General features: G+C 60.9%; 21 protein-coding genes. 6 read left to right on the top strand and 15 right to left on the bottom strand.

Annotated features, from left to right (window positions below):
- Window positions 1–173: 173 nt before the first annotated feature.
- Window positions 174–1448 carry a DUF445 domain-containing protein gene (locus tag AC3WQS_RS11170; RefSeq protein ID WP_019746908.1) on the top strand — a complete coding sequence of 425 codons (1275 nt, stop codon included), beginning with the start codon at window positions 174–176 and terminating at the stop codon, window positions 1446–1448.
- 14 nt (window positions 1449–1462) lie between these two features.
- On the top strand, window positions 1463–2287 hold the full coding sequence (locus AC3WQS_RS11165) for an Abi-alpha family protein (protein WP_037125407.1): 825 nt from the start codon (window positions 1463–1465) through the stop codon (window positions 2285–2287).
- 63 nt (window positions 2288–2350) lie between these two features.
- Here AC3WQS_RS11165 and hsaB read toward each other — a convergent pair whose 3' ends face one another.
- From hsaB to hsaA, 4 genes are read right to left on the bottom strand one after another with little or no spacing between them, the layout of a single operon-like run.
- The gene (gene hsaB, locus AC3WQS_RS11160) at window positions 2351–2935 is read right to left on the bottom strand and encodes a 3-hydroxy-9,10-secoandrosta-1,3,5(10)-triene-9,17-dione monooxygenase reductase subunit (protein WP_003945677.1); all 585 of its coding nucleotides are present in this window, start codon (window positions 2933–2935) and stop codon (window positions 2351–2353) included.
- Entirely contained in the window at window positions 2932–3834 is a 903-nt protein-coding gene (gene hsaC, locus AC3WQS_RS11155) for an iron-dependent extradiol dioxygenase HsaC (RefSeq protein WP_003945585.1), read from the bottom strand. The genes hsaB and hsaC overlap by 4 nt, the downstream gene beginning before the upstream one ends.
- Window positions 3834–4712: a 4,5:9,10-diseco-3-hydroxy-5,9,17-trioxoandrosta-1(10),2-diene-4-oate hydrolase gene (gene hsaD / locus AC3WQS_RS11150; RefSeq protein ID WP_019746906.1), complete on the bottom strand. Its 879-nt coding sequence runs from the start codon at window positions 4710–4712 to the stop codon at window positions 3834–3836. Before hsaD ends, hsaC begins: the two co-directional genes overlap by 1 nt.
- Before the next feature lie 10 nt (window positions 4713–4722).
- Window positions 4723–5898, bottom strand: coding sequence for a 3-hydroxy-9,10-secoandrosta-1,3,5(10)-triene-9,17-dione monooxygenase oxygenase subunit (gene hsaA, locus AC3WQS_RS11145; RefSeq protein WP_492712747.1), 1176 nt, complete (start codon window positions 5896–5898; stop codon window positions 4723–4725).
- A 195-nt stretch (window positions 5899–6093) separates the two neighbouring features.
- On the opposite strand from hsaA, the gene AC3WQS_RS11140 reads away from it, so the two are divergent.
- Window positions 6094–7254 carry a 3-ketosteroid-9-alpha-monooxygenase, oxygenase component gene (locus tag AC3WQS_RS11140; protein WP_003945847.1) on the top strand — a complete coding sequence of 387 codons (1161 nt, stop codon included), beginning with the start codon at window positions 6094–6096 and terminating at the stop codon, window positions 7252–7254.
- Between the two features lie 2 nt (window positions 7255–7256).
- Window positions 7257–7628, top strand: coding sequence for a hypothetical protein (locus tag AC3WQS_RS11135; protein WP_007734099.1), 372 nt, complete (start codon window positions 7257–7259; stop codon window positions 7626–7628).
- Window positions 7629–7701: 73 nt separating this feature from the next.
- Here the strand turns inward: AC3WQS_RS11135 and AC3WQS_RS11130 are convergent, their stop codons facing one another.
- The 6 genes from AC3WQS_RS11130 to AC3WQS_RS11105 form a co-directional block, all read right to left on the bottom strand.
- A complete protein-coding gene (locus tag AC3WQS_RS11130) occupies window positions 7702–8535 on the bottom strand; it encodes a hypothetical protein (RefSeq protein ID WP_031332836.1) in 834 nt (277 codons plus the stop codon).
- A gap of 194 nt (window positions 8536–8729) precedes the next feature.
- Complete coding sequence (locus AC3WQS_RS11125; RefSeq protein WP_020906152.1) at window positions 8730–9356, bottom strand: TetR/AcrR family transcriptional regulator; 627 nt, start codon at window positions 9354–9356, stop codon at window positions 8730–8732.
- 70 nt (window positions 9357–9426) lie between these two features.
- Window positions 9427–10683 carry an NAD(P)/FAD-dependent oxidoreductase gene (locus tag AC3WQS_RS11120; RefSeq protein WP_492712723.1) on the bottom strand — a complete coding sequence of 419 codons (1257 nt, stop codon included), beginning with the start codon at window positions 10681–10683 and terminating at the stop codon, window positions 9427–9429.
- Window positions 10683–10874, bottom strand: coding sequence for a rubredoxin (locus AC3WQS_RS11115; protein ID WP_007734094.1), 192 nt, complete (start codon window positions 10872–10874; stop codon window positions 10683–10685). Before AC3WQS_RS11115 ends, AC3WQS_RS11120 begins: the two co-directional genes overlap by 1 nt.
- Window positions 10875–10904: 30 nt before the next feature.
- A complete protein-coding gene (locus AC3WQS_RS11110) occupies window positions 10905–11075 on the bottom strand; it encodes a rubredoxin (RefSeq protein ID WP_153213507.1) in 171 nt (56 codons plus the stop codon).
- The gene (locus tag AC3WQS_RS11105; protein ID WP_003945652.1) at window positions 11072–12247 is read right to left on the bottom strand and encodes an alkane 1-monooxygenase; all 1176 of its coding nucleotides are present in this window, start codon (window positions 12245–12247) and stop codon (window positions 11072–11074) included. The genes AC3WQS_RS11110 and AC3WQS_RS11105 overlap by 4 nt, the downstream gene beginning before the upstream one ends.
- Before the next feature lie 318 nt (window positions 12248–12565).
- Between AC3WQS_RS11105 and AC3WQS_RS11100 the strand changes: the two genes are divergently transcribed.
- Window positions 12566–13999: a DUF1254 domain-containing protein gene (locus tag AC3WQS_RS11100; RefSeq protein ID WP_020968429.1), complete on the top strand. Its 1434-nt coding sequence runs from the start codon at window positions 12566–12568 to the stop codon at window positions 13997–13999.
- Window positions 14000–14081: 82 nt separating this feature from the next.
- Here AC3WQS_RS11100 and AC3WQS_RS11095 read toward each other — a convergent pair whose 3' ends face one another.
- Window positions 14082–14588: an HIT family protein gene (locus tag AC3WQS_RS11095; RefSeq protein ID WP_259349049.1), complete on the bottom strand. Its 507-nt coding sequence runs from the start codon at window positions 14586–14588 to the stop codon at window positions 14082–14084.
- A 103-nt stretch (window positions 14589–14691) separates the two neighbouring features.
- Here AC3WQS_RS11095 and AC3WQS_RS11090 point away from each other — a divergent pair, with 103 nt between their 5' ends.
- A complete protein-coding gene (locus AC3WQS_RS11090; protein ID WP_492712722.1) occupies window positions 14692–16299 on the top strand; it encodes an FAD-dependent monooxygenase in 1608 nt (535 codons plus the stop codon).
- Here the strand turns inward: AC3WQS_RS11090 and AC3WQS_RS11085 are convergent.
- The 4 genes from AC3WQS_RS11085 to AC3WQS_RS11070 are packed head-to-tail and all read right to left on the bottom strand — an operon-like array spanning window position 16286 to window position 19469.
- Window positions 16286–16774 carry a VOC family protein gene (locus AC3WQS_RS11085; RefSeq protein WP_020906146.1) on the bottom strand — a complete coding sequence of 163 codons (489 nt, stop codon included), beginning with the start codon at window positions 16772–16774 and terminating at the stop codon, window positions 16286–16288. The genes AC3WQS_RS11090 and AC3WQS_RS11085 overlap by 14 nt on opposite strands.
- On the bottom strand, window positions 16771–17523 hold the full coding sequence (locus tag AC3WQS_RS11080; protein ID WP_020968425.1) for an SDR family NAD(P)-dependent oxidoreductase: 753 nt from the start codon (window positions 17521–17523) through the stop codon (window positions 16771–16773). Before AC3WQS_RS11080 ends, AC3WQS_RS11085 begins: the two co-directional genes overlap by 4 nt.
- Window positions 17524–17526: 3 nt before the next feature.
- Entirely contained in the window at window positions 17527–18570 is a 1044-nt protein-coding gene (dmpG, locus tag AC3WQS_RS11075) for a 4-hydroxy-2-oxovalerate aldolase (RefSeq protein ID WP_020906144.1), read from the bottom strand.
- A complete protein-coding gene (locus tag AC3WQS_RS11070) occupies window positions 18567–19469 on the bottom strand; it encodes an acetaldehyde dehydrogenase (acetylating) (protein WP_019746894.1) in 903 nt (300 codons plus the stop codon). Before AC3WQS_RS11070 ends, dmpG begins: the two co-directional genes overlap by 4 nt.
- Window positions 19470–19475: the final 6 nt, after the last annotated feature.

Here is a 19475-nt window from a genome sequence, read left to right as displayed (position 1 = left end):
CATGTACGTGAGGTTACATCAACTTCCTACCCACCTACAGCCCGAATTGTCGGGCCTCTATGCTGACGCAACTGGGAAGGCGCAGCAGTAGCCAACGAAACACCCACGAAGAGCGAAGTTTCGGCAATCATGTCCGAACGTGAGGTTCTCGGATATGAGGAGGATGTGCGACGGTGCCGGACCACTTGCTCGAACAGTTGATCACCATTCCTTTGTTCACCGGAATCATCGGGTACATCACCAATTGGTCGGGCGTCCTGATGCTGTTTGCGCCGATCAACTTCCACGGGATCAAAGTGCCCGGCCTCAAACTGCTCTTCCCGTTCCTCCCCCGACGCGTCCAGGTGATCCCCGCGATCACCAGCGACGGCAGATTCGGTTGGCAAGGCATCGTCCCCTCGCGGGCGGAGAAGATGGCGTCGATCGCCGTCGACAAATCCCTCGCGAAAGTCGGCAGCATCGCCGATTTCTATCGCGTCCTGGACCCGGACAGCATCGCCGAGCACTTGGTGAACATCTCCCGCAGTGAAGTGCGCGGCGTGGTCACCAGAATCATGACGGCCGAGAATCCTCAGCTGTGGCACAACCTTCCGACGTCGGTGAAGGAAGCCGTCTTCCGCAAGGTGGAGGACGATCTGCCGGCTAGCGTGCGCATGATCACCGACCGCATCGAAGAGGACATCGACGAGTTCATCGACGCGAAGCTGATGGTGATCCGCTACCTCTCCTCGCATCCCAAACTGCTCAACGACATCTTCCGCACGATGGGCAACAAAGAGCTCAGGTTCATGCAGAACTTCGGCTTCTACTTCGGGTTCCCGATGGGCTTCGTGCTCGTCGGAATCCTCCATCTGGTTCCGCAGTGGTGGGTGCTTCCCATCGGTGGCGTGATCATCGGGTACATCGTGAACTACCTCGGAATCACGATGATCTTCGAACCGATCACCCCCAGCCGTTGGGTGCCGTGGCGGCAGGGACTTTTCCTGAAACGTCGCACCGAGATCATCGCCGGGTACGCAAAAACCCTGGCCGATCACGTCGTGACGCTCGAGAACATCGGCACCGAACTCCTCGAAGGTCCCCGCTCGGACCGAACGCGGCGGATGCTCGATCAGGTACTGCGCGAATCCGTCGACGACGCCGCCGGCTGGGCAAAGTCGGTGGTCAAGATGACCGTCGGTTCGCAGAGCTACAAGCGTCTGCCCGGCCTGGCCACCACCGAAGTGCTCGATCTGTACCCAAGGGTCTTCGAGGACGCGGAGTTCGCCGAGAGCCAGTCGGAGAAGATTCGTGTCTTCGTCACCGAACGCATGAGCATCCTTTCACCGGAAGATTTCAGTGAACTACTACGCTCAGCCGTCAAACAGGACGAGTGGCTGTTGTTCGTACACGGGGCCGTGCTGGGCTCGTTTGCCGGTTTCCTGCACCTCGCAATATTCGGAGTATGAGTCGGAGTATGAGTATGAGTGAGCACGACCATCGCCTGATCGTCGAAGCGGAATCGTACGACTGGGCTGCGGACATCGCGCCGGTCGAATCCGTCGAAAAGCGTCTGATCCGCAGCCTTGTCGGGCTGACTGCCACGACGACGCTCACGTCGATCAAGCTGACGGGTTGGGCTTTCGGAACGGCGAAGGAGGCGACGCGGCAGATCGTTCAGGCTGCCGCCGAAGCCGCGGCAGAGGCCGCTGAATCGGCCAATGTTCAATCCGAACGTCGGGCCGAGAACTCCAGCGGAGACGGCTCGCGGACCGAAAACCTACGGGCAGCAATGGCAACTCGAACCAATCGCAAACAGAGTGTCGAAGCCACTCTCGCGGCGCTGCGGGCACGCGGCGACAGGTTGCTGGACCGTTCCGCGGACGTGACCGATCGCGACGATCTGCACCCGGCCTACGACCGGATCCTCGACGAAATCGCGCCGGACGAAGCTCGAATTCTTCGGTTGCTGGCCACTTCAGGTGCGCAACCGAGCGTGGACGTACGTACGGCGCGGCCGTTCGGCGTCGGCTCGGAGATGATCGACGAGGGTCTGTCGATGATCGGAGAACTGGCGGGATGTCGCCATCTGGACCGCATCAGCGCGTACCTGAACAACCTGCATCGGCTCGGTTTGGTGGCGTTCTCACGCGAGCCCGTCGAGGCCGACCGGTACCAGGTGGTCGAGGTCCAGCCGTCGGTGATCGAGGCGGTCAAGCGAGCCGGACGATCCAACAAGATAGTGCGTCGTAGCATCCTGCTGACGCCGTTCGGTGACGACTTCTGTCATACCTGTTTTTCTCTGTAGGGCCTCCGGCCCCGTGAGTGGTTAAGGAGCCCCTGGACTCCTTAACCACTCACGGGGTTGCCACTACAGCCAGGTATCTTCTGTCGTGGTCGTCAGGAACGCTTCCAGATCGTCACGCCAGGTAGCCGGCACAGTCTTGTCCGGCTCGATGCCTGTGTACTGCCCGCGGTAGAAGAGCAGCGGGCGTTCGGTCTTGATCTCACTCATCGACGACACACGGCCGAAGACGACGTAGTGATCGCCGCCGTCGTGGACGGTTTCCACCGTGCAGTCGATGTGGGCAAGCGACTTGTCGATGATCGGTGACCCCAACGGTGATGGCGTCCAATCGATACCCGCGAACTTGTCCGGCTCACGCGACCCGAAACGAGCACACACCGCCTGCTGTTCCTCCGCCAACACGTTGACGGCGAACTTCCCGGTCCGCTCGATTGCCGCCCACGACCGAGAACCCTTGGTGGGGCAGAACAACACCAAAGGCGGGTCGAGTGACAGGGCAGCGAAAGACTGACACGCGAACCCGACCGGCTCACCGTCGTCGACTGTCGTGATGATGGTGATACCCGTGCAGAATTGCCCGAGAACCGTGCGGAACTGGCGTGGATCGATAGCCTGCTCCGCACTCACCGACGCGTCGGGCGAACTCACGGCTTCATTCCCACCGTGAAGTCGTGACCCCACAGGCTCACGGCCGTGCTTTCCCTCGCGATCCAGTTTTCGTCCTCGACCTCTAGCCCCTCACAACCGAATTCGATGTCGAACCCGCCCGGAGTCTTCATGTAGAACGAGAGCATCTCGTCGTTGACGTGGCGGCCGAGAGTCGCCGACATCTTGACCTTCTTGCGCAGTGCCCGGTCGAGGCACAGTCCGACGTCGTCGGAGTTCTCCACCTCGAGCATCAAATGCACGATGCCCGTCGGGTTGGGCAACGGCAGGAACGCCAAGCTGTGGTGACGCGGGTTGCAGCCGAGGAACCTCAGCCACGCCGGGTCGCCGTCCGCGGGCCGGCCGACCATCTGCGGAGGCAGACGCATCGAGTCGCGAAGCTTGAATCCGAGTACGTCGCGGTAGAACCGCAGCGAAGCATCGTCGTCGTCGGTGGTGAGCACGACGTGACCGAGCCCCTGCTCTCCCGTCACGAACCTGTGCCCGTACGGGCTCACGATCCGGCGGTGTTCGAGAGCAGCGCCGTGGAACACCTCGAGGGAGTTGCCCGAGGTGTCCTCGAACGCGATCATCTCGACGACGCGACGGTCCTTGAGCTGCTCCGCCGTGCCTTCCTTGAACGGAACACCGGCTGCCGACAACCTGTCACGGATATCCTGCAGCTCAGCCGCATTCGCGGTTTCCCAGCCCGAGACGAGCAGACGGTCCGTGTCGTTCGGAACGATGACAAGACGCGCCGGGAAGTCGTCCATACGCAGATACAGCGATTCCGCGTCGACGCCCTTACCCTCGATCATTCCGAGGATCTTGAGTCCGTATTCGCGCCACGCAGCCATGTCGGTGGCCCCGATGCGCATGTACGCCAGAGATCGAATACCCATCATTTACCTCCGTCGAGCAGGAAGTCGGTTGCGAGCCGGTTGAATTCGTCGAACTTCTCGAGCTGCGCCCAGTGACCGCAACCGCCGAAGACGTGGAGTTGCGCGCGCGGGATCATCTTGAGCGCAACCAGTGCGCCGTCGAGGGGGTTGACCCGATCCTCACGGCCCCAGATCAGCAACACACGCTGTCGAAGCTTGTACGCCTCGCGCCAGAGCATGCCAAGCTCGAAGTCACCGCTGGAGAAGGACTTACCCATCGCCTTGGCCGCAGCCAGCGACTCGGGAGTGCTGGCGGCAGCAAAGCGTTCGTCGACGAGTTCCGGCGTGATCAGCTTCTGATCGAAGACCATGATCCGCAGGAACGCTTCGAGGTTCTCCCGTGTGGGCTGGTAGCTGAACTTCCCGAGGTTCTTGACGCCCTCGGTGGGGTCCGGCGCAAACAGGTTGACACTCAGACCGCCGGGGCCCATCAGAACGAGGCGACCCGCACGGTCCGGGTAGTCGAGCGCAAAGCGAACAGCAGCGCCACCACCGAGCGAATTACCCAGCAGGTCAACGCGACCGGTGATCTCGAGCGTATCCAGAAGATCATTGAGCGCCGACGCACTGTGCACGAAGTACTGCGGATGCTCCGTCGGCTTGTCGGACTGCCCGTAACCGGGCTGATCGACGGCGATGACGTGAAAGTTCTTCGCCAACACCGGAATGTTGCGGGCGAAGTTCGACCACGACGACGCGCCTGGGCCACCGCCGTGCAGCAGCACGATGGTCTTGTCGTTTCCGACGCCCGCCTCGTGGAAGTGCAGTTTCAGATCGGGGCGCACTTGCGCGAACCGCGAAGTGGACTCGTAGGTGAGAGCTTCTTCGGTGGTTGTCACTGAGCCTCCTCTAGAGCATCGTGTCGGTGATCGGCAGACCGAATTCGCCGGTTCCGAACATGACGTATGCGCGTTCGGGATCGTTCGCGGCGTGGACGCGACCAGCGTGGGCGTCGCGCCAGAAACGCTGAATCGGAGTGCCGTTCTGCAGTGCGGTGGCACCAGAGTTCTCGAAAAGCTTGTCGATCGAGGCGATCGCACGGCCAGTGGCGCGCACCTGGTCGCGTCGAGCGCGCAGCCGCAGTTCCATCGGAACCTCTTCGCCTGCAAGGATCAACGCGTACTCGTCGGCGACGTTGCCGGAGAGCTGACGCCACGCGGCGTCGATGTCACTGGACGCCTCGGCGATGCGCACCTTGGCGAACGGATCGTCCTTCGACTTCTCGCCGGCGAACGCAGCACGAACACGCTTGCCTTGATGCTCGACGTGCGCTTCGTAAGCGCCGTAAGCCATTCCGACGATCGGCGCCGAGATCGTGGTGGGGTGAATGGTTCCCCACGGCATCTTGTAGACCGGTGCAGTGTTCTTCTCGAGGCCCGGGGCGGTCAATTCGCTCATCGCCCGGAAGCTCAGAACGCGATGCTTGGGAACAAAAACATCCTTGACCACAACCGTATTGGAGCCGGTTCCACGCAGGCCGACCACATTCCACACGTCGTCGATCTGGTAGTCCTCGCGAGGAATCAGGTAGCTCACGAAATCGACTGCGCGGCCGTCCTTGAACACCGGACCACCGAGAACGGCCCAGCTGGCATGGTCACAACCCGAGGACCACGCCCACGCACCGTTGACCTTGTATCCGCCCTCGACTACTTCACCCATACCCATCGGAGCGTAAGAGGACGAGATGCGCACGTCAGTGTCGTTGCCCCACACGTCTTCCTGCGCCTGCTGAGAGAAGAGGGCGAGGTGCCAGTTGTGTACGCCGATGATCGAGGAGACCCACCCTGTGGAACCGCACGCGCTGGCGATCTTCTTGACCGCGGAGTAGAACAGCACCGGATCGGCTTCGTACCCGCCCCACTGCTTCGGCTGCAGCAAGCGGAAGAAGCCCGTTTCCTGGAGCCCCTTGATGGACTCGTCGGGGATACGACGCAGATCCTCGGTCTCCTGTGCGCGCTCGCGCAGTGCCGGCAGTAGTGCGTCGAGCCTCTGCATCACCTCGTGGCTGTCATGGTTACCCACTTCGACGCTCCCGTCTTCCTCGATCGGTTGGTTCACTTACACTTGAGACTAGAACACGTTCTCTTTTCTGTCGAGACGCTGACAAAGGTCCCGTTTGTGGCCGCAATGCTGTAACAAGTGCCCCCAAAATCTGGCGGAACCGGATCGAGTTCTATAACGTGTTCTACTAACAGCTAGAAGGGATGTGAGGTCACAATGGCGCAGATTCGCGAGATCGACGTCGGAACGGTGCAAACTCGTTTCGCCCGCGGTTGGCACTGCCTGGGTCTACTGAAGACCTTCAAGGACGGCAAACCGCACGCGATCGAGGCTTTCGGTACGAAGCTCGTGGTGTTCGCCGACAGCAAGGGCGACATCAAAGTTCTCGACGGATACTGCCGTCACATGGGCGGTGACCTCACACAAGGCGAGGTCAAGGGCGATTCCATCGCCTGCCCCTTCCACGACTGGCGCTGGGGCGGCAACGGAAAGTGCACCGGCATTCCTTATGCCCGCCGCGTGCCTCCGCTCGCACGCACCCGCGCGTGGACGACCCTCGAGCAGAACGGTCAGCTCTTCGTCTGGAACGACCCCGAGGGCAATCCGCCGCCCGAGGAGATCGTGATTCCTCGTATCGAGGGTGCGTACAGCGACGAATGGACCGACTGGACCTGGAACTCCATGGTCATCGAGGGGTCCAACTGCCGCGAGATCATCGACAACGTGGTCGACATGGCGCACTTCTACTACATCCACTACGCCTTCCCGACGTACTTCAAGAACGTCTTCGAAGGTGAGATCGCCACTCAGTACCTCAACACCACCGGCCGTCCCGACATCGGAATGGCCTCCCAGTACGGCGGCGACACGCTTCTTCGCTCCGAAGCTGCGTATTACGGACCGTCGTACATGGTCAATCCCCTGTGGAACAGCTACAGCGGATACGAGGTCGAGAGTGTTCTGATCAACTGCCACTACCCGATCAGCCCGGACTCGTTCGTGCTGCAGTGGGGCGTGACGGTCAAGAAGCCGACGGGTGTCTCCGACGAGATGGCCGACAAGTTGGCCGGCAAGTTCACCGAGGGCATCAGCGAGGGCTTCCTACAGGACGTCGCGATCTGGAAGAACAAGACCAAGATCGAAAATCCCCTCCTCTGCGAAGAAGACGGCCCCGTCTACCAGCTACGACGCTGGTACGAGCAGTTCTACGTGGACAAGGCCGACGTCACCGAGAAGATGACGCAGCGCTTCGAGTTCGAGGTGGACACCACCAAGGCAAACGAGGCCTGGCACGCCGAGGTCGAGGAAAACCTCGCACGCCAGAAGGCCGAGAAGGAAGCTGCAGCAGAAGCGGCAAAGAAGGAAGCAGAGGTCTAATCGTGAGCGCCTCGATCGGAACCGACGCACGGTGGGCTCGCTGGGCCAAGGCACCGGACTTTGCCGGGCAAACGGAACGGCTCGAGGCGATCGCGGCCCAGACGATCGAGGACAAGCACGAATACCTCGACTCGGGTCTGCAGGAAGTCGACTGCAAGGCATGCGGTGCATGCGTACTTGTTCGCAAGAACACGTACAAACACACCAGCGTGCAGTGGACTTCCGACCCGGCGCTGCGTTGCCACACCTTCAAAGAGGCAATTGCTTCCGGTCAGTCGACGGCATTGAAAGACGGTTGCCCGAAACTGCACGACAGCATCGCCGACGCAGTAAGGGACGGCACCATCACGGTCCGTGATCCCGAGGTCAGCTGACCTGATTGTGTAGAACGAGGGCCGACCCACCACGGGTCGGCCCTCGTTCTACGTTCCAGCGACTGTGCGTCCGTCAGGCAGGCGGTCGCACCTTTCGTGCGGCCACCGCGTAGACGTCGCTCGACGTGGTGAGAGAGTTCTTTCCGCTGGCCGCCGGCACTCCCCCGCGTAGATTCACCGCCCAGTTGAGCGCACCGAGCGGTCCACATCCGCTAGCTCCCGGCGCCGCAAACACAGCATCCGAATGTGGGACTGCCGGGAACACTGCACCGGGGAACTCACCGATAGGTTCCGACGGAGGGTTTCCGGTTGTGGTCAGGTGAAGGTTGATCGGATTCGAAACCGAACCGATGTAGCAATCGTCACCGAGCAACGGATTAGACAGTTTCAATCGAACAGGCATGGTGAGTTCCTGCTCGAGAACCTTCAGATCCGGGACTCCCACCGATTCCACCGTCGCGCTGATCTGAGTCAGTCCCAGCGGAGTATCGATCCCGAGAGCACCTCCGGGTACCGAAATCGGATTGGAATAGACCCCGTTGGACCCGTCCTGCTTGGCGACGAACGTCTCGATGAAACTGTTGTCCGGCTGGGTCGCGTATTTCACGCCGCCCGCAACCTTGAGACTTCCGTCCGGGATCGGCACCGAAAGCGCGCCCAATTTCATGGTCCCTCCGCGAACTACGACGCTGGCGCACGTCGTCACCTCGAGATCCTCGATCGGGCACGTGCCCCAACCGTCGAAGGTCAACGGATCAACCTCTGCCGCACCGGAGGAACCGAGCGATCCGCTGCCGGAAGACCCTGACGATGATTCGTCGGCGATTGCCACACCTGCACCGGCCATGACAAATGTTGCAACTAGCGCAACTGTCGACATCACTCGAGACTTATTGCGACTCTTCATCTTCGAAACCCTCCACCGTTGACGGAATCTGACGAGAGCCGCCCACGGGCTGCACCTCGACGCACGTCCGGCACGCTACCGAGAAGCGGGACTTGGATTCACACATATCGGCGAAACTTCCCACCAAAGAACTACGGCGATCAGTCTCGATCGAACTTCCGTCCTAGCTCGGAAACCGTATCGATCCTGTCGGCTCAGTTCGGTTCGACTGTGCCCGAACCGATGACTTGATCGAGGAACGGCCCGAACATCTCCCCCAGGTTCTCGGCGATCTGATCTGGAGTACCGAAGGACAACGTCACGTGACTGATCGCCAGACGCACTATCGTGCTGCCGAACATCTCGGCATGGATGCGGTCGACGTTCGCCCAACTGGTCATGAAGATCTCGGCCAACCTCGCGCTCGCATGTTCGAGCAGTGGAGTCCCGTCGGTGGTGACCAGGCTCAGCAGGTCATGTTGCGGACGAGGACCGACAATACTGACCACCATCGGATCCCGGGCACCGGCGTCGAAGAATGCACGGAAGGCCGCCGAGACCGCACCTCGGGGGTCCGAATGGTGCAGCGCTACTTCGCGTTCCACCTCTTCGAGGAACTCGTCGACGAAACGGATGAGGTATCCGGACGCCAATCCCTGCCGGGACGTGAACTCCTTGTACAACGTCTGCCGGCTCATACCCGCAGCTTCCGCGATATGCGCCATCGTGATGTCGTTCCACGATTTCTCGGTCAAGAGTTCGCGTGTGGCGTCGAGCGCTGACGCACGGAGAAGTTGACGAGCTGCCTCGTGGTACGGGACACGGGCACGAGCGGTGGACATATCGGGAAGATTTCCATCGCCCGTGCTCGGTGTCAAAACGGTGGACACGCAAGCAACAGAAGTCACGAACTCAGAGCACCGGTAAGGCGACAAGACCCGCCGCAAGTTCGGTCAGATCCCTGTTCGAATCGGCGAGTACGTCGGCGCTGATGTCCGGGGAGCGTTCGATAAGGGTTCGGACGGCGCGAATGTCCTTCGGCCGGCCCACGCTCACAGCACCGACGATATTTCCATCGCGCATGCAGATCGCAGTGAAGTCATAGGAGTCCAAGTCTCCTCGAACAATCACGGTGTCGTCCGCGCCTGGCCAACCAGCTACTTGAATGTTGCGGCCGAATTGGTTCGACCAACTCCATGGGACGGATTCGAAAGGTTCCGCCTTCCCCACAATGGTCTTGGCAACTGCGACGGCGTGGTCCTGCGCAGTGTTCCAGTGCTCACCACGGTGCATGCCGCCGAGAAAACCGTTGGGCACGTTGGCCACATCGCCGATCGCGTACACACCATCGACAGACGTTCTGAGGTATCGGTCTACCGTAATCCCGTTGTCCACTCCAATACCCGCAGCAGCAGCCACATCGGTATCGGGCAAGGATCCGATTGCGACCACGGCCAAGTTCGCTGTCCACTCGCGTCCGTCACGCGCACGTGCGGTGACGCCGTCGGCACCCGTCGTGAGCGTCTCGAGGTCGACTCCCGTCTGCAAGGTGACGCCGCCCAAGTTGTGCAGCGCGGCGATCTTCTCCGCTATCGACGGTGGAAGCAGCCTGGACAGGGGCACGGGTTGTGCTTCGAGAACCTGCACACTGCAACCCAAGTCGCGTGCCGTTGACGCCACCTCCGATCCGATCAAGCCACCGCCGACCACCAATAGCGAGGATCCTTCGATCAGCTGGGATTGCAAGCGTCGCATGTCTGCGATATCCCGAAGATAGTGAACGCGCTCAGAATCTTCCGCGGTCAACCGTCGGGACCGTCCACCAGTGGCAAGAATCAGAACGTCGTAGTCGATGCTGTCCCCGTCGACTAAACATACTGTGCGGGAATCTGTGTCGATACTCGTGACAGTCACGCCGATCCGAAGGTCGATACCCTGCTCGGTCCAGAAAGTCGGCGGTCGCAACCGAACCCGATCGATCGACGCTTTCCCGGACAGTAGTTCCTTCGACAGCGCCGGACGTCGGTACGGCTCCTCCGTTTCGGAGCCGATCAGGATGATGCTGCCGCCGAACCCTTCTTTGCGTAGGGCCTGCGCAGCACCGGAACCGGCGATGCCCGTGCCCACGATCACCACGGTCCGGGTGTCGGGTTCACTGACCGCTGTCATCAGCGGTCCACCTCGACCATCTCGAAATCGACTTTGGCAGCACCACAATCAGGGCAGGACCAGTCTTCGGGAATCTCGTCCCAGCGAGTACCCGGCTCGATACCGTCGTCGGGCCAGCCGATCGCTTCGTCGTATTCGAACCCGCACTGGAGGCAGCGGAACAATTTGTAAGCAGTGGCAGTCTCGGACATCGGTTTTCCTTTCACCGGTGGGTATTTCGATCAGGATTGCGTGACGAGGGTGAAGTCGACCTTCTCGCGGACGCCGCAGTCGGGGCAGCACCAGTCGTCCGGGATACTCGACCACGCGGTACCTGGCGGAAAACCCTCTCGCGCAGCGCCTGTCGATTCGGTGTACGTGTAGTCGCAGATCGGGCAGATGTAGGCGTTCATGCATTCACCCCGTAGGCCGCGAGGATCTTGGCGCGCTTCTTCGGCGCGATGTTGACCTGGGTGATGTCACCTCGGTAGTGCTCGAGGACGCGGTGGTCCATCACCTTGCGCCACAGGGGTGGAACGGTGGCGAGCATGATCATGCTGGCGTAGCCGCTCGGGAGCTGAGGGGCCTCTTCCATGCTGCGAAGCGCCTGGTAACGACGTGTCGGATTCGCATGGTGATCGCTGTGCCGCTGCAAGTGATAAAGGAAGACGTTGGTGCAGATGCGATCACTGTTCCAGCTGTGCGCCGGCGTGCATCGCTCGTACCGTCCGCTTGCGGTTTTCTGACGCAGGAGTCCGTAGTGCTCGAGGTAGTTGATCGCTTCGAGCAGCGAAAACCCGATGAACGCCTGGATCACGAGGTACGGCGCGATGCCGATCCCGAATACTGCAAGCGCGACACCGAACAGAACAACCGACATGAGCCAGGCGTTGAGCACGTCGTTCTTGATGCTCCAGTGCGTGGTGCCCAAACGCTCGAAGCGGGTCTTCTCGAGATGCCACGCCGACTTCAATCCCCCGCCGACGCTGCGCGGCCAGAAACCGTAGAGGGTCTCACCGAAGCGCGAGGTCGCCGGATCTTCCGGAGTCGACACTCGCACATGGTGGCCACGGTTGTGCTCGAGGTAGAAGTGACCGTAAGCACTTTGTGCGAGAACGATTTTGGACAACCAGCGCTCGACGCTCTCCTTCTTGTGCCCGAGTTCATGGGCTGTGTTGATGCCGATTCCGGCCGTCACACCGATCGTCACTGCGAGTCCGATATTGGAGAGAACGCTCAAATCCCAACGTGCCCAGATGTAGCAGGACAGGAAGAAGGCCGTGTACTGCAGCGGCAGATAGGCGTAGGTGCACCACCGGTAGAAGCGGTCGTTCTCGAGTTCGTCGATCACCTCGTCGGGCGGATTCTTCCCGTCCTCACCCGCCAGGATGTCGATGACGGGAATGAGAGCGAACGCAATCAGTGGGCCGGTCCACCAGAAGACATTCCATCCGGTGGCGGTAACAAGCCCCACGGCGATGAAAGTTGCCGATGACGGAATCAGCGCCAACAGCCACAAGTAGCGTTTCCGGTCTCTCCAAGTTGCGAGCCGACCATCTGGCTCGGTGTACACCAACGCCGCCATCGAATTCTCCAGTTCTCGTTCGGATCAGTGAGTGCGTCCTGCGCGGCAACCCGCGACACGAACAACATCTATGTATAGAGAGTGGACAAATTGCGGTCTTTTGTCAACGATTTTGAAGGTAAAAGTTTTACAAACATGCTGATTTGTACACGCTGGAAGCTCGGGGAGGGCCAGGTGTCGCCTTCGGAATCCCCGGTCGATCCGCTCGCCAGAGCGCAGTTCTCATCCTTGACGGGCGATCCCCCAGCGCTCCAACCGTGATTGTGTGGTCGAAGTCGGCGCGCACTGCCACGCCGCGACCGAGCGAGAGGATCGACGATGGGGCACTACGACGACTTGGCGGACTCGAAGTTCGAGACCGGATTCCCGACTCGCGAGACTTCGATCTCGTTGCGAAACGAGTTGGTGTTCCAACGAGCCGTACAGAGCTATCTGTGGTCATTGCCGGCGATCAACATCTGGGCGATGAAAGAGGGTTCGGAATCGACGTTCGGTGCCGGATACAACGTCCTCCCGATATGGCAAAACCGAATCGATGCAAAGACTCTCGTGACAACCCCGAACTTCGACGTCGTTTATGCCATGGGATATCTCGATCTCGACAAATACGGCCCTTTGGTCGTCGAGGCCCCGGCGGGAGTCCAGGGGATTTTCGACGACTTCTGGCAACGTCCGATCGTCGGCCCCACTATCGAGGGACACACTTGGAAAGGTGATGTCGGCTTGGCGGGGCCCGACGCCGGATCCGGTGCGACATACGTGCTGCTGCCACCCGGGTACTCCGGGCCGGAACCGGCCGAGGGATACATCTACCGCTCACGCACCAACAACGTATTCCTTTTCTGGCGTGCGTTCTTCGCCGATCCCGCCGATTTGTCTCCCGCTGTCAACCGGATCGAGAGCACCGTCATCTATCCCCTCGGACAGAAGGACGGCGCGTTACCCATGCAGTTCCCTCGCGCTTCAGGGGTGGAATGCAACATGCTCTTTCCACAGGACGGCACCTACTTCGAGATGCTCGACAGGTTCATCCAGAGCGAGGCCGTGGACCCCTATGACCTTGACCTGCGCGGCTTTCTCCACACACTCGGAATCGAAAAGGGAAAAGCATTCGATCCCACTCCTGACGACCGAGAACTTCTCGACAAGGCCGCTCGCACAGCATTCAAGATGTCCAAGGTGACCGTGACCAGCTTGCTGGCGCTCGAACCGGGGGGCACCTACTATCCAAATCAACCGTGGGTCAACACTTTCGCCGGCGAGAATACCGAGTTCCAATCGAGCGGCACATTCACGAATCTCGAGCAGCGCGGTGCGTTCTTCACTGCGGCGTACTCCAATTCACCTGGCATGGTCGTGAACATCGTCGACAAGGGCGCAAAGTACCCGGCGACCATGAAAGATTCCGAAGGAAACTGGTTGGACGGGGGGAACTCGTACTCACTTCATCTACCTCCGGACTTGCCCGCGGCGCTTTTCTGGTCAGTTGCTCTCTACGACAGCGTCACCGCGTCCGGCCTCGACAACGGACAACCCTTCCCCTCGGTCAACACGATGGACAAACCAACGATCAACCCCGACGGGTCACACGACATCTACTTCGGGCCGACCAAGCCGAACGCTGCAGACGAGACGAACTGGCTCCGAACTCTGCCGGGAAAGGGCTACTTCGTGATCCTTCGTCTCTACGGCCCTGGCAAGCCATTCTTCGACCAGACATGGACGCCAGGTGATCTCGAGCCGATACGCTGACGCCTACGCGGAAATGGCCATTTCGCGAATTCACTACCCGGTTCCTCCGCCTGCCCCAGCACTCGGCCGAGTGCGTATTGGATCAGAATTCGAGGAACCGAGGGCGCAAAAGTGCACCGAAAGGCGCTCGAGCTTGGGGTGAAACGTACGACGCTTCGCCATGCCGGGAGTACAGGCGATCGTCCTCGTAGCGCGGAAATACGTGGACGTGGTGGTGCCAGACGTCCTGGTTGCCCGCCGGTTCGTTGTGCTGCCTGGTCGAGACACCGTCACAGCCGTATTCTTCACGAATTGCAACAGCCACAGCCTGAACCAGGTCGAACACCGAGTGCCCGACGCTCGTGGGCAAAGTGTAGAGATTCTCGAAGTGTTCGATCGGTGACACAAGTACGTGGCCAGGGTTGTCCGGCCACCACTTCGGGGAAATCCGAGCAATTACATTGTCGGTTCGGGCGACGAGGTCGGTCGACGCGTTGTACTCGTCGAACTCACCGAGCGCGTAGCGACAGAACGGGCAGCGGTACCCCGGCGGCTCATGATGCAACTCGTCTGCCCTCACCTCGCGATCTTCCCACGATCTTCGATCCATGCAGGAAACCCCCAAAATGTCCGATTAGGGTCAATTTCCCCAAAACAGAAGTTCGCTTGCCCATACTGAAATGACCGACTGTCCCCGACGTGAGTGGGTCCTCATGGATACCGACGTATTGGTAGCGGGCGCCGGCCCGATCGGTTTGACCACCGCGATCGAGCTGCGCAGACGCGGCATCTCCTGTCGAATAGTCGACCCCCTCGACGAACCGCGGCAATACGCGAAAGCCGTCGGGATTCAGCCACGCACTCTCGAACTTTTCGAGAACATGGGGGTGCTCCGCCATGCACTCGACGCCTCGACACTGATGCGCGGTCAGATCATGTACACGAACGGCGTCGAGGTCGCCCGCGTCGACCTCACCCTCCCCGAGGACGTTCCTTACTGGTTCCTCTGCCTCCCCCAGTACTCGACGGAGCGCATCCTCACCGAGCGACTCGCCGAGCTGGGGACAACCGTCGAACGCGGAGTCGGTCTCACCGCATTCGAACAATCCGACGGCGCCGTCACCTGCACACTCAGCGACGGCAGCACCGTGAATGTCCAGTATCTGGTGGGTTCCGACGGCGCTCACAGCGTGGTCCGTAAAGGGCTTGGCCTGAGCTTCGAGGGCGGCGCGTTTGCGGAAAGCTACATGCTCGGTGACGTCGAAGTCGACTGGTCGATCCCCAGCGGCTACTCCGTCCGCGCCAACCACACCACCGACGACGGAACCACCGACGACCTACTCGTCTGCATCCCACTTCCCGGACACAAGCGGTACCGCATGTCGATGCTCGTTCCGGACGATTTGATGCCGGACGAATCGTCGAACAAAGCCTCTGTACAACACGGTTTTTCAACCGGCAAGACACCTGAACTCCATCACATCCAGGCCGTGCTCGACAGACTGTCCCCAGAACCGACAACCACCTCGATGCTGCGATGGTCCTCGGTCTTCCGCATCAGCCACCGCATCGTCGACGCTTACGGTCGCGGACGGGTTTTTGTCGCCGGCGACGCCGCGCACATCCATCCCCCGACTGGCGCGCAGGGCATGAACACCGGGATCCAGGACGCCCACAATCTCGCATGGAAGGTAGCGCTCGCCGTCAAAGGCGTTGCAACAGCAGATCTTCTCGAGACCTACGATGCCGAAAGACGTCCGGTCGGTGAAGAAGTCGTCGGCATGACCGTCCGAAATGCTCGAGAAGGAATCGGTTCGCGAGAGTCCTCGATCGACACGGCAATGCGGCGCCAGGCTCAATTGTTGATCGACTACTCGGAGAGTCCGCTGAACACCGGGCGTGATTCTTCGAGTCCACACGTTCAACCGGGCGAGCGTGCACCCGATGCCCGCGGAATGCGCCGAGACGGTGTGCAGTATCCAATTCGGTTGTTCGACTTGCTGTCCGGAGTCGACCACACGCTACTGCTGACTTCGGACGGATCCACAGAGAGCATCAACAGCCTCGAGAAGGTCGCCGACGCCGCCATTCGATCAGCGCACCGCATGTTGGACGTCTACGCGATAGTGCCACCGGGAACCGTGACCGTCGATTCGTTGGTGCCGATCATCGAGGACAACGACTCGCAGGTATGCGCCGCGTATGGGGTCGAAGGTACGGCGGCGCTGGTCATTCGCCCCGACGGCTACCTCGGATTCCGTGGTCACCCGGAGAACGTTTCCGACTACTTCGCAAAAGTGTTTGCCGTCAATCAGGAATGAGCGAAGCGAACATCAACCGGATCTCGGGTGAGAGCTTCATCAACTCGACGTATCCACCCAATGGCCCGGCATCGAGGTAGGAGAACTCCATGCCGGCGCCCTCTACCCGACCTTGTTGCACCACCGACATTCCGCGACGCTCGGCCTCTAGCAACGTCGCCTCGTAATCGTCTGGAACCCAAGCCATGTGATGAACTCCGACGCCGTGAGTCTCCAGGAACTCCGTGTACAGGTTGCGTCCGGACACTGGTTGGATCAGCTCGAGCTGTTGGCTGCCCGCATATCCGATCGATACGTGCACGACATAGTCCGCGGGCTCCCCGCGATACGTTGTGGTCTCGGGGCCAAAGACGATGCCTGGCATACGCAGCCACCGCTCCACTCCCCACTGCCGAGTGAACTCCTGTTCGGCAGCCTCGATGTCCTCGACCACCCAGCAGATCTGGAAGATCGGTCCCGAGACCAACGGGTTCATGCCATTTTTCCGTTGTCGACCGAGTAAACGGCCCCGTGTATCGCCGAGGCGTCGTCGGAGGCCACGAAAGCCACCATCTTCGCAACGTCCTCGGCTTCCATCAAGCCACGCGGCGACGCAACCTTCATGACGAGATCGAAGTCGACTCCGTCGGGGAAAGTGAATCCGGTGACTTGAGGAGTCATCATGCCGCCGGGGCAGATTGCGTTGACACGCAGAGACTTTCCGGTGAACTCCATCGCCATCGCACGGGTCAGTCCGATGAGTCCGTGCTTGGCAGCACAGTATCCAGCCGAGTACGCCTGCCCTTCCAGCCCCGCGATCGAGGAGACGTTGACGATGTTGCCGCCCCGTTCCAGCAAGTGCGGCAGTGCTGCTCGGGAAAGGAAGAACGGTCCGTTCAGATTGACCGCAAGGTCATGTGCCCATTCGGAATCCGCAATATCCGCCGTATGACGAAGCGAGTGCGATCCCGCCACGTTGACGAGGATGTCGATACCACCGAGCGCGTCGACACACGCTTGCACGGCCACATCACACTGAGCAGAATCCGAGACGTCCGTCGCTGCGTAACGACGCTCACCGTCCGTGCCGACCACCTCGACCATCGACTGCCGCAGCTTTTCCTTGTCACGGGCGATACCGAAAACCTGTGCGCCCCTGCGGTGGAGGATCTCGGTCACCGCGCGCCCCAATCCTGAGGACGCGCCGGTCACCAAGGCCACTTTTCCGGCCAGTACGTCTGCCATGGCCTAGGAAGCCGCTGCTTCGCGCTGGAGTTCCAGCGCGATGTCGATCAACTGATCTTCCTGGCCGCCGACCAACTTGCGCTTGCCTGCGCGCACCAGAAGCTCGGCAGACGACACTCCGTACCGTTCTGCCTGACGCTCGGCATGCTTGAGGAAGCTCGAGTACACGCCGGCGTAGCCCATCATCAGCGCTTGACGATCGAGCAGGCATTCCTGCGGCATTGCCGGGCGCACAACATCTTCGGCTGCATCGGCGATGGCGAAGAAGTCGATACCGGTCTTGACGCCGATCTTGTCGCAAACACCGACGAAGGCCTCGACCGGGGCGTTGCCGGCGCCGGCACCGAACCGACGGGTACTACCGTCGATCTGCTTGGCTCCCGCACGAACTGCCGCAATGGAATTGGCGACGCCCAGGCCCAGGTTCTCGTGGCCGTGGAAGCCGACCTGAGCGTCGTTGCCGAGTTCCTGAACCAGCGCCTCGACGCGATCGGATACCTGCTCGAGTACCAGCGCGCCGGCCGAGTCGACCACGTACACACACTGGCAACCCGCGTCGGCCATGATGCGAGCCTGCTTGGCCAGCTTCTCCGGCGGAATCGAGTGAGCCATCATGAGGAATCCGACTGTTTCGAGTCCACGCTCACGCGCGAGGCCGAAGTGCTGGATGGATACGTCTGCCTCGGTGCAGTGAGTTGCGATGCGGCAGATGGACGCACCGTTGTCCTGTGCGATGACGATGTCGTCCTTGATGCCCAACCCGGGCAGCATCAGGAAGGCGATCTTCGCGTTGGTCGCCGTCTCGACTGCAGCTTTGATCAGTTCCTGCTCGGGAGTCTTCGAGAAGCCGTAGTTGAAGGAGGACCCGCCGAGGCCGTCGCCGTGAGTGACCTCGATGACCGGCACTCCGGCTCCGTCGAGGGCACCGACGATGGCTCGTACTTCTTCGACGGTGAACTGATGACGCTTGTGGTGGGAGCCGTCGCGCAGTGACGTGTCGGTGACGCGGATGTCCCAGCTCGAATCGAAATGAATCATGTCGCTCATGCCTTCACACTCAGAAGCTTCTGGGCGATTTCCTCGCCCACCTTGGTGGCTGCTGCCGTCATGATGTCGAGGTTGCCCGCGTACGGCGGCAGGAAATCGCCTGCGCCTTCGACCTCGACGAACGTGGTGACCGTTGCATAGCCACCGGAAACGACGCTCGGTTTGTCGAACTGCGGTTCGTTGAGCAACCGGTAGCCGGGCACGTACTGCTGGATGTCCTTGACGACACGGTGAATGGAGTCGGTGATCGCGGCCTGATCGGCGTCTTCGGGGATAGCGCAGAAGATGGTGTCGCGCATGATCATCGGCGGGTCTGCGGGGTTGAGGATGATGATCGCCTTACCGCGCTGTGCGCCGCCGATGGTCTCGATACCGCGGCTCGTGGTCTTGGTGAACTCGTCGATGTTCGCGCGAGTTCCCGGGCCGGCGGACAACGATGCAACGGAGGCGACGATCTCGGCGTACGCCACGTCGACGACTCGCGATACCGCATAGACGATCGGGATGGTTGCCTGCCCACCGCAGGTGATCATGTTGACGTTGGGTGCGTCCAGGTGCTCACGCAGGTTCGCGGGCGGAACCACAGCCGGGCCGACCGCGGCCGGAGTCAGGTCGATGGCACGGATACCGGCGGCCTCGTAGCGTGGTGCTGCCTCGCGGTGCACGTATGCCGACGTCGCCTCGAAGACCAGGTCCGGTTTCTCCGCCTGGTTCAGCAACCAGTCGACGCCCTCGGCGGAGGTCTCGAGTCCCATCTTGCGGGCGCGCGCCAATCCTTCACTCTCGGGATCGATTCCGATCATCCATCGCGGTTCGAGCCACTCGGAACGCTGCAGTTTGTACAACAGATCGGTACTGATGTTTCCCGATCCGACGATCGCCACACTTGCCTTGGTCATGACTAC

This window comes from Rhodococcus sp. FW305-130 (assembly GCF_058788335.1).
This window is presented reverse-complemented; position numbering and strand designations above follow the sequence as displayed.